The sequence below is a fragment of the Microcoleus sp. B4-C1 genome, assembly GCF_036705285.1.
In the GTDB taxonomy this organism is placed as follows: Bacteria; Cyanobacteriota; Cyanobacteriia; order Cyanobacteriales; family Microcoleaceae; genus Microcoleus.
In genome coordinates this window covers 17,067-27,243 of the sequence record NZ_JAUBUC010000049.1, presented here as the reverse complement: position 1 = coordinate 27,243, position 10,177 = coordinate 17,067, and the positions used below count along the sequence as shown (strand labels likewise).

The 10,177-nt window shown below is 45.8% G+C and carries 10 protein-coding genes and 1 pseudogene; 5 read left to right on the top strand and 6 right to left on the bottom strand.

Annotated features, from left to right (window positions below):
• The coding region (locus QUB26_RS19380) for a cobalamin biosynthesis protein (RefSeq protein ID WP_333236828.1) at nt 1-794 on the bottom strand (794 nt) is incomplete at its 3' end.
• A gap of 120 nt (nt 795-914) precedes the next feature.
• Here QUB26_RS19380 and QUB26_RS19375 point away from each other — a divergent pair.
• Complete coding sequence (locus tag QUB26_RS19375; protein WP_333236826.1) at nt 915-1,277, top strand: hypothetical protein; 363 nt, start codon at nt 915-917, stop codon at nt 1,275-1,277.
• 50 nt (nt 1,278-1,327) lie between these two features.
• Here the strand turns inward: QUB26_RS19375 and QUB26_RS19370 are convergent.
• Nucleotides 1,328-1,492 (bottom strand): annotated as a pseudogene (locus tag QUB26_RS19370) (TetR/AcrR family transcriptional regulator); the annotation flags it as partial.
• A 109-nt stretch (nt 1,493-1,601) separates the two neighbouring features.
• Here QUB26_RS19370 and QUB26_RS19365 point away from each other — a divergent pair.
• Nucleotides 1,602-1,964, top strand: a complete 363-nt coding sequence (locus QUB26_RS19365) for a hypothetical protein (protein ID WP_333236824.1) — start codon at nt 1,602-1,604, stop codon at nt 1,962-1,964.
• 348 nt (nt 1,965-2,312) lie between these two features.
• Here QUB26_RS19365 and QUB26_RS19360 read toward each other — a convergent pair whose 3' ends face one another.
• Nucleotides 2,313-2,930: a helix-turn-helix domain-containing protein gene (locus tag QUB26_RS19360; RefSeq protein WP_333153396.1), complete on the bottom strand. Its 618-nt coding sequence runs from the start codon at nt 2,928-2,930 to the stop codon at nt 2,313-2,315.
• A gap of 311 nt (nt 2,931-3,241) precedes the next feature.
• Here QUB26_RS19360 and QUB26_RS19355 point away from each other — a divergent pair, with 311 nt between their 5' ends.
• Entirely contained in the window at nt 3,242-4,837 is a 1,596-nt protein-coding gene (locus tag QUB26_RS19355; RefSeq protein WP_333319268.1) for a pitrilysin family protein, read from the top strand.
• 308 nt (nt 4,838-5,145) lie between these two features.
• A complete protein-coding gene (locus tag QUB26_RS19350; protein WP_333319266.1) occupies nt 5,146-6,627 on the top strand; it encodes a pitrilysin family protein in 1,482 nt (493 codons plus the stop codon).
• Between the two features lie 80 nt (nt 6,628-6,707).
• Here QUB26_RS19350 and asnS read toward each other — a convergent pair whose 3' ends face one another.
• Together asnS and QUB26_RS19340 are read right to left on the bottom strand one after the other, a co-directional pair.
• Nucleotides 6,708-8,099 (bottom strand): asparagine--tRNA ligase, encoded by a 1,392-nt coding sequence (gene asnS / locus QUB26_RS19345; protein WP_015175718.1) that lies wholly within the window; start codon nt 8,097-8,099, stop codon nt 6,708-6,710.
• Nucleotides 8,100-8,206: 107 nt separating this feature from the next.
• Nucleotides 8,207-8,572: a DUF2203 domain-containing protein gene (locus QUB26_RS19340; protein ID WP_333236813.1), complete on the bottom strand. Its 366-nt coding sequence runs from the start codon at nt 8,570-8,572 to the stop codon at nt 8,207-8,209.
• Nucleotides 8,573-8,690: 118 nt separating this feature from the next.
• Between QUB26_RS19340 and QUB26_RS19335 the strand changes: the two genes are divergently transcribed.
• Complete coding sequence (locus tag QUB26_RS19335) at nt 8,691-8,966, top strand: DUF6439 family protein (protein ID WP_333056391.1); 276 nt, start codon at nt 8,691-8,693, stop codon at nt 8,964-8,966.
• Nucleotides 8,967-9,212: 246 nt separating this feature from the next.
• On the opposite strand, the gene QUB26_RS19330 is transcribed toward QUB26_RS19335, so the two are convergent.
• Nucleotides 9,213-9,701, bottom strand: coding sequence for an anti-sigma regulatory factor (locus tag QUB26_RS19330; RefSeq protein WP_333056392.1), 489 nt, complete (start codon nt 9,699-9,701; stop codon nt 9,213-9,215).
• Nucleotides 9,702-10,177 lie beyond the last annotated feature (476 nt).

Below are 10,177 nucleotides of genomic sequence, written 5' to 3'. Positions count from 1 at the left end.
CCACAAGCAGATTCAGTCTTTGTGGAACAGGCATCTTGCCTGTTGTTGAGAATTGTGGAACAGGCATCTTGCCTGTTGTTGAGAATGGTACGGGCGGGCAAGATGCCCTCCCCACAAGCAGATTCAGTCTTTGTGGAACAGGCATCTTGCCTGTTGTTGAGAATTGTGGAACAGGCATCTTGCCTGTTATCGAGCATGGTACAAGATATTAGTTCGATCGCACAAAGTGCCGCAGCTTCTGCTACACTAGGCGTCCCGACTTGTTTGACTACAATATTGGAAGGATTAGGGACTTTTACGGAACTTAAAATGTCAGCAGCAAAGGTTTTTAACGGCCAATTTCGCGCTTGACAAAGTTCCAGCAAGCCGACTTCACCTGCTTTAGTGTCTATTGTAGCAATACCTGCGATCGCACTTTCCGCTAAATGATAAGCACGGCATACTTGTTTAATCGCAGTTTCGATTAATTCTCGCCCTGTTCCGCGTTCACAACCTATCCCTACCCACAACACTCTCGGATGCCACTGAACCTTTGGCAAAACAGATTCCGGCGAAAATCTTCTCTGGGTGAAACTAATCCAAATTCGGGCTTTGATAGTTGATAGATTTTCCCCATCCCAATACAAAGAATGTTTTTCTGGCAGACTGTTTTGCCACAAAGTAGAACCAACTTCTTGAATTACTTCGACAGTTTCCCCTCTAGCAAGAGCCGCCGCCACTCCAGTCCAGTCACCTTCGCCCCGCCTCCAACCGCTGGGAATCTCTAGCATATCTAAAGTAAATTCATCGTTCATTATTCAGTTATCTATTCTGTAGTTTCACTGCGACCGCAATCTTAAAAAAAACTTAACACTCTGTTTAGTGAAAATTTTGGTATAATTGTAGCACAAACTACAAAAAACCCAAGATTTAAGATGGTAGAACTAAATCAGTTACTGTTAGAGTTTGAAAGCAACCTCAAATGGGAAGGAGTGACAAAAGAATGGATAGACCGCCGGGAAAGTTGGGTTAGCGATGTGGCAGCATCAGTTAACCTGACATATCTAGCAGAATTGCTAGTTGAATTGGAATCTAACTTGAAGTGGGAATCGGTGGATATTCAGTGGCAACAGCGTCGAGACCGTTGGGTAGAAGAATGTCTGGCAGCATCGATTGTTCAAGAAGTATCAAGTTTATTGCTGGAACTTGAAACCAATACCAATTGGGAAGCGGTGACCGATGAATGGCAGCAGAATCGCGAGAAATGGGTACAGCAAATGCACAAGTTTAAGGAGTAGTTTCGAGGATTTAGAGCCTGTAGATATGCGTTTTCAGACTCTAACATTTCCTAATGACTAATCACTAATTCTTCATCTTTCTGCCAAACTCCATTCAGAAAAATATCAGCGAGTCCTTCAGCCATTTCCTGCATTTGCTGCCGAGAAGCATTCGGCTTCATAATCGTATTTTGACTGAAGGGCGCGACTGCAAACATTCCCAAAAATACCTGAGCCGTTTCCCAAAAAAGCCTCAGCCACATAGCTCATTATAAAAAACCAACACTCTCAATCAATAAAATTTGTACAAAAATAGCACAAACTGCAAACAAGACAAAATTTAATATGGTAGAACTAAACCAATTACTGTTAGAGTTTCAAGCCCACCTAAACTGGGACGCAGTGACGGAAGAATGGAAAGAACGTCGCGACTGTTGGATGAGGGAGGTATCAGCAGCAAGTGACGAAAAACACCTAGCGAAATTGCTAGTTGAATTAGAATCAAATTTTCAGCGAGAAGCGGTACAAAGTCTCTGGAAAATGATCCGTGAAAGTTGGGTAGAAGAATGTCATATAGCATCGACGCTGGAAGAAGTATCAAGTCTATTGCTGGAACTTGAAAGCAATACAACTTGGGAAGTAGTGACGGATGAATGGCAGAAAAACCGGGAGAATTGGGTACAGCAAATGTACGAATTTATAGAGTAATTGGGGATTGGGGATGGGTGACGGGTTATTGGTTATAACTGAGATATTGCACCATTCTCAATTAGCCGTAGGGGCGGGTTCGCCAACAGCCTTAAAGCTTGCAAATAGGTTCTATAAACCCGCCCGACCCCACGAAAAATCCTCTTATTGATATTGCTGCAAGATATCGGTTATAACCAATAAATAACCAATAAGCTGTTCGGCATTTAAAGGACTTGCGTAAGGTGCGTCAGCATCTAAGGTTTTCCGTTTCAGCGTAAGGGTTCTAGCTGACGCACCCTACTAGCCTCGTTACTGGTTTAAATGCTCCACAGCTTAAATAACCAATAACTAATAACTAATGACTAATTATTGATCTTTCTGCAAAACCCCATTCAGAAAAATATCTGCGAGTCCTTCGGCCATTTCCTGCATTTCCTGGGGCGAAGCATTCGGCTCCATAATCGTATTTTGACTGAAACCCGCGACTGCAAACATTCCCAAAAATACCTGAGCGACAATCTTCGGATTCATCTTCCGATAAACTCCTTTTTCCATCGCCGTTTCAAAAAAAGCCTCAGCCACATCGCTCATTTTTCCGATGACTTCCAACTGAATTCTGTCGCGCAAATCCGGGTGAAATTGTGCCTCCAAAAAACACACCCGCATCATGTCGCTATTCTCGCGGATATTCAGCATCCGTCGCCGCATCACCTGAGCCACTGCTTTGTAACTGCCCATCTCGCTCAATTCTGTCAGCAAATCCGTCAGCAACTCCACCCATCCTTCCGTCGCCACCTCAATCAAAATCGCTTTTTTATTATCAAAATGCCGAAATAGCGTACCCTCGGCCACCCCAGCCGCTGCTGCTAAATCGCGAGTTGTCGTCCCGTCGTATCCGCTGCGGGCAAACAACCGCTGAGCGGCTTGTAAAATCCGCTTCTTGGTTTCTGTTTCAGAAGGAGGAGACTGATTAAAAATTCGCATGGCTTTGCAATGGGTAATTTGCTACTTGGAACTACGGGAGCTGGACTGAGGGACTAATTGATGTTAAGTTTTAAAAAGAATCTCTGGCATTGAGGGCAAACATTTTTTTGTTTGACAATCCAAAATCCAAAATCTAAAATCTAAAATCGAATGACCCTTTTTGAGATTTGCTGTATCAGCCTAACATCTGCGGCGCAACAGATCGCTTATGCCTCAAAAAATCTTTATCCTGAGAAAAGAATCTCTGGCCACCGAGCACAAACATTGTTTGTTTGACAATCCAAAATCTAAAATCTAAAATCTAAAATCGAATGACCCCGCAGTTCCAAAAACCCCGTGAAGCGAAGCTATCCCCTAGAGAATCGCCCGTGAGCCAAACTCGATTCATCGCCTCCCTGCTAGCCGCTGTACTGCTGTGGTGGGGACTTTCCCCCGAAATCGCCCTCGCCCGCCCCAACCCCGCTAGCGGCTCCCAAGCAGTCTCTGTTCAACCGTCGCTCGATCGAGTAATCAGCCAAGTCAGCGAATTTAAGCTCGACAACGGCATGAAATTCATCGTACTCGAAAGGCCCAGAGCGCCCGTAGCATCGTTTCTGATTCACGCCGATGTCGGCGGCGCAAACGAACCCGACGGCCAAACCGGAGTCGCTCACTATCTCGAACATTTAGCCTTCAAAGGCACGCCAAAAATCGGCACTACCGACTACCAAGCCGAAAAGCCGCTGCTAGAAAAACAAGACCAACTCTTCGAGCAAATGCAAGCAGCCAAGGCCAGCGGCAAAACTGAAGAAGTCGCCCAATTAAAAGCAGAATTTGACAAAGTTGAAGCCGAAGCTTCACAATTTGTCAAGCGCAATGAACTGGGCAAAATAGTGGAACAAGCAGGCGGAGTCGGACTAAATGCCGCTACTTCCACCGACGCCACAATGTATTTTTACAGCCTTCCAGCTAATAAGTTAGAAATGTGGATGTCGCTGGAATCCGAGCGATTTCTAGAACCAGTATTTCGGGAATTTTACAAAGAAAAACAGGTAATTTTAGAAGAGCGCAGGCTACGAACCGAGAATTCTCCGATCGGACAAATGGTTGAAGCTTTTGCCAACAAAGCTTTCTCTGTTCATCCCTACCGTCGCCCCGTAATTGGCTACACTGAAGACATTAAAAACCTCACCCGCAGCGACGTGCAGAAGTTTTTCGATACTCACTACGTCCCCAGCAAGCTGACTGTGGCGGTGGTAGGAGACGTGAAAGCTTCGGAGGTGAAGCGACTCGCTCAAATTTATTTCGGCCGTTACAAGGCCTCACCAGCGCCTCCAGAATTGGAGATTGTCGAACCTCCCCAAACGCAAACTAAAGAAGTCACGCTGCAATTAAAAACTCAACCTTGGTATTTGGAAGGATACCACAAACCGGCGATGAATCATCCCGACAATGCGGTTTATGAAATGATTGGTTCTTTGCTCAGCGATGGCCGCACTTCTCGGCTCTATAAATCTTTGGTAGAACAACAGCAATTGGCGCTGGCTGCTCAAGGTTTCAGCGGTTATCCGGGGGAAAAGTATCCGAATTTGATGTTATTTTACGCTCAAACTGCTCCGGGCCGCACCGTTGATGAAGTAGCTGCAGCTTTGAGGAAGGAAATCGATCGCCTGAAAACAGAGCCGGTTTCTGCTTTGGAATTGGATCGAGTGAAAACTCAGGCGAGAGCCGATTTGTTGCGATCGCTCAATTCTAATATGGGCATGGCATTTTCGCTGGTGGACTATCAAGTAAACACCGGTTCGTGGCGAAATTTGTTTAAGGAATTGGATGCGATCGCCGCTGTTACTCCCGCTGACATTCAGCGTGTCGCTCAGGCAACTTTCCGCCCGGAAAATCGCACGATTGGTAAGCTTTTGCCACTGTAAGAAGAAGGAAGAAGGAAGAAAAACTCGTTTTCAGGCTCTGCCCCTTCCTGACAACTTAAGACTAAAACCCATAATAAATGTCGCTTTTAGTCGAATCTAGATCCCCCTAAATCCCCCTTAAGAAGGGGGACTTTGAGAACACTCTTTTCCCCCCCTTAATAAGGGGGGTTAGGGGGGATCTTGCAGTTCGCGACAAACAAGAGAGACGGTAGGTTTAACGTTAAGTTGTCACGCCCTGGGCAGAGCCGGGGAACGCAGATCCAGAGGCTCTGCCTCGCTATGTCACAATAGGAAACTTAGGAGAAAGAATGAAAAGGACTAAATTGAGACTGAAAAAAGTAAAGTTATTTCTGCTATCGCTGTGCTTTTTTACTGTTTCACTTGGCACGTTTAATTTGTTACCTTCCTTTGCGGCGGCCCCCAAACACTACGACGAATTAACATTTCCCCCGCTGTCCGAAATTAAACTGCCTAAATATACTCGCTTCGAGCTGAAAAATGGTATCCGGGTTTATCTTATGGAAGACCGGGAATTGCCGTTAGTCGGGGGAACGGCGCTATTTCGCACGGGCGATCGTTTTGAACCTGCCGATAAAATTGGATTGGGAGGTTTGACGGGAGAAGTGATGCGAACTGGCGGTACTAGCCGGCATACTGCTGATGAATTAAATCAGTTGCTAGAACAGCGAGCAGCTTCGGTAGAAACGGGGATTGATGTTGCTTCTGGCACGGCTAATTTTAGTGCTTTAGCTGAAGATTTGGAACCCGTGTTTGACTTATTTGCGGAAGTGATTCGGGAGCCAATGTTTGCTCAGGAAAAGTTAGATTTAGCGAAGAACCAAACTCAAGGTGCGATCGCCCGCCGCAATGACGATCCGAACGATATTACCGGCCGCGAGTTTCAAAAGTTAATTTATGGCGATCGCAGTCCTTACGCGCGCACGGTAGAATACAAAACCCTCGCCAATATTTCCCGCGACGATGTGGTGAGTTTCTACCAGAAATATTTCCATCCCAAGAATATGATTTTGGGTATTGCTGGCGATTTTGATACAGCTAAAATGCGATCGCTCGTCGAGGAAAAATTCGGCAACTGGCAACCGAGTCAAAGTGCAGAAGTGCCTGCTCTACCAACCGTATCGCCAGCAAAGGACGGCGGCATATTTTTGGTAAATCAGCCGCAATTAAGTCAAAGTTACGTGCAGATGGGACATTTGGGCGGAATGCTCAGCAGTCCAGATTACGGTGCTTTGGATGTGATGAATGGGGTTCTCAACGGTTTCGGCGGCCGTTTGTTTAATAACGTGCGATCGCGCCAAGGCTTAGCTTATTCAGTATACGCTGCTTGGAGTCCGAGATATGACTATCCGGGGGTGTTTGTCGCTGGAGGCCAAACGCGATCGGATGCCACAGTACCGTTTATCCAGTCAATTCGGGCAGAGATCGATCGTATCCGCACCGAACCAATTACCCAGGAAGAATTAGCTTTTGCTAAAGATTCCACCCTAAATTCATTCATTTTCAAATTTGAAAATCCCAGTCAAACTTTGTCGCGATTAATCCGCTACGAATACTACGGTTATCCCGAAGATTTCATTTTTCGCTACCGCCGCAGCATCGAAGCAGCAACAATTGCCGACGTGCAGCGCGTAGCCCAGACTTACTTGAAACCGGAGAATCTGGTAACATTAGTAGTGGGAAATACGGAGGCAATTCAACCGCCGTTATCGAGTTTGGGAACTTCGGTAAAAGTGCAATCTGTTGATATCACAATTCCCTCGGCGACTTAATTTATTTGTGATTAGGAGTCGCCGATCTGGGTAAGGACACGGCAATGCCGTGTCCCTCCTCTTTGCCACACAATCCTACACTAAAAATCAATACTCAAAGGCGCTCTCGGAAACGGAATCACATCCCGAATATTCCCCATTCCAGTCATAAACTGCACTAACCGTTCAAATCCCAAACCAAACCCAGCGTGAGGCACAGTACCGTAGCGGCGCAAATCCAAATACCACCACAATTCCTCCTTATTCATACCCTGGGCTTCCATGCGCCGCTCCAACACATCCAGCCTTTCTTCCCGCTGCGAACCGCCGATAATTTCCCCAATATTAGGAGCCAAAACATCCATTGCTCGCACCGTTTTCTCGTCCTCATTTAAACGCATATAAAATGCTTTAATCCCGACGGGATAGTCGCTGACAATGGTCGGCTTTTTAAACAAATCCTCAGCCAAATAACGCTCGTGTTCCGACTGCAAATCCAAGCCCCAACTTACCGGAAAATCAAACTTTTTGTCTGCTTTTTCCAAAAGTGCGATCGCCTCAGTATAAGTAATCCGCTCGAACTGATTATTAATGATATTTTCAGCAGTAGCCAAAACCGTTTTGTCAATGCGCTCATTGAAAAACTCCATATCTTCCGGGCAATGCTCCAAAACGTATTTAAAAATGTACTTTAAAAACGCCTCAGCCAAATCCATATCTCCCTGCAAATCGCAGAAAGCCATCTCCGGTTCAATCATCCAAAACTCAGCCAAATGTCGCGAAGTATTAGAATTTTCCGCTCGAAAAGTAGGGCCAAAAGTGTAAACATTGCCAAAAGCCATCGCCATAACTTCCGCTTCCAACTGGCCGCTAACTGTTAAATAGGCGCGCTTTCCAAAAAAGTCTTTAGCATAATCAACCTCTTGCGAATCAGTGCGCGGCACATTCTTTAAATCAAAATTAGTAACGGCGAACATTTCCCCCGCACCTTCGCAGTCGCTAGCAGCAATAATCGGAGTATGAACCCACAAAAAACCACGTTCTTGAAAAAATTGGTGTACGGCCGCCGAACAAGCATTGCGGACTCGAAAGACAGCACCGTGAGTGTTTGTGCGCGGCCGCAAATGCGCGATTGTCCGCAAAAATTCAAAGGAATGGCGCTTTTTTTGCAGGGGATAAGTTTGCGGGTCTGCATCGCCGTAAACTTGTACTTGTGAAGCTTTCAACTCAATTCGCTGTCCCTTCGCCGGAGACGCTACCAGCACACCCGACACTTCTAGAGATGCACCTGTATTCAGTTGTTTCAGTACATTTTCAAAATCTGGCAAATCGGAATTTATGACTACTTGCAAGTTAGCCATCGCCGAACCATCGTTGACTTCGACAAAGGCAAATTCTTTCAATTCGCGCTTAGTGCGAACCCAGCCTTGAACAGTTACAGTTTCGTCGGGTTCACCAGCGCGCAAAATTGCTGCTATTCGTTGAGTTGTCATATCCACTCCTGTTTATTTAATATTTTGCACCATATTTCTCTCTTTTCTCTTCCTCTGCGCCCTCTGCGCCCTCTGCGGTAAAAAAAAATCAAAAATCATAACATAATTCAACCGACATAGGATTTCAAAATCCAACCGATCAAAATGCCAAGCCCCCCAAACCGAACTGCTTGCCAAAAAGGTTGTTTTATGCTTCCCCACGAAAACAGGCTGCTTTCTAAATTCAACTCGATAGTTTCCAATTCTTGCTCAATTTCCCGCAATTCTTTTTTGAGTTGCGGCAATGGATTTCGGCGCCCCGACTGGCGGATTTCTTCGCGGCGATGACCGAGTTCGACTTGGCGCTGTCGATCGACCTGAATTTGAGTGTACCGTTCTTTGACTGCTGCGAGCGATCGCTCAACTGCTGCGATCGCTTGAACAAACTCACTTTCTTGCTCTTCGGGATTTAACTCTGACGGCTGTTGAGGCATTTCGATCTGCAAACCTGACAATAATAATAAAAAAAACCGATTTCCAATTAAGTTGTTATTATATGCAGTATATTTTTAAAATTCTGAAACGGCAGCCAAATCCGTATAATTGCCAATTATGCTTGAAACTACACAAACAACCCAAACTGTCAACCTCAACGAGCTGAGTACGGTAGAACTAGCCCAAGCTCTCGCCGCGCGCCTCGCCATCCCCGAAAAAGATTGGCATCGCCTCAAAGCCAACCGTTCCGCGCGCGCCTGCGAGCAAGCTGCGGCTGCTTTGGTCTTTTTGCTCAAAAAACAGCCCGAAGAAGCTCTCCCGCGCTTAAACCAAGCAGCAGGATGGCTGGATCGATCGATATCTGCTCCTCCCTGTCCCACCCACGGCAAATGATTTTGAGTTTTGATTCTGGAGTTTTGGCTTGAGTAGTTGCTCAAAACTTAGACAATCGCGCCGCTCGATCGAGCAGCGCGATTGTGAGTTCAAAAGATTTATACTTTTTTAACTCAAAACTCACATTTTGCATTATGATCAGCTATCAATAGCCATAGCGTTCAAATTCTCACTGCCAACTTCAGTCCGGGAACGAAAAAATTTCCAGGTCTAGCTGAGGTGAAAACTGCTGCTTTCATAGCGGTGCTAGCGCAACCCCGGCAGCCGATAGCGACTGGGAAGTTCTTTGCACAGCCGTAACTCGGTACCTTGAGAATTCCACTCTACCCGATCGAATATTTGGTAAAGAATAAACAACCCCCTACCACATTCCTGTTCCACATGGGGTAGTGCAGAGTTATCTGCAACCTCCTCTGCGAGGAGATTGTCGCAATCATCGGTATAAAGGTTGCAACTGCAAGGGGCCTTAAAGCCAGAACCTTCATCCGATATCACCCACCAATATTGGTTTTGGACGATCGAAAAACGGACTCCAACAGTTTTACCGGGATCTAATTTGTTTCCATGCTTAGCAGCATTTACCAAAGCTTCTTGAAGCCCCAACCGCAATTGGGCTTGCCAGATTTCTGGCACCTCTGCTAGGAGCAGATCCAAAATAGGACAAAGGTATAGAGTAGAAGCGAAGCTAATAGTAATCCAATTGCGTCCGACGGGACGAGGTGAAATAGCAATCACTCAGAAAACTCCCTAACTTTCAGGTGGATAAAGTTCACACCCTGCATAGTTGGCTCCCTAGTATTCAAAATGCTAATTAATTGAGCGGCGCAGCTCTACTTATATCTTAGAGTATCCAAGCAATTAAGAACAGCAAACCACGTCACAAAATATTCAGCGATTCTGAGAAACTTCTGCAGAGAACCATCAGTAATTTTACTTATAAGTTCTCCCAGCAGCGAAATTTTGAGCTCAGCTTTTGCCAGCTAGCAACCAAACCACTAGCTGCATCCTCGAAGCCGTCAACACCTCTTGAACAAACGATCCCCACCTAGAAAAGCTCTCCAATAACTATAAAAAAGTCGATCCCTTAACCCTCGCCAATCAGGTTCGACCCTCGCAGCCCCTAGGCAAGCGCCATCGTCCAGAACTTGATTTTGCCACCAAACAGCAAAATCATCATACCTAGGTATGTTGCAGCCAAAACCCAATTTATT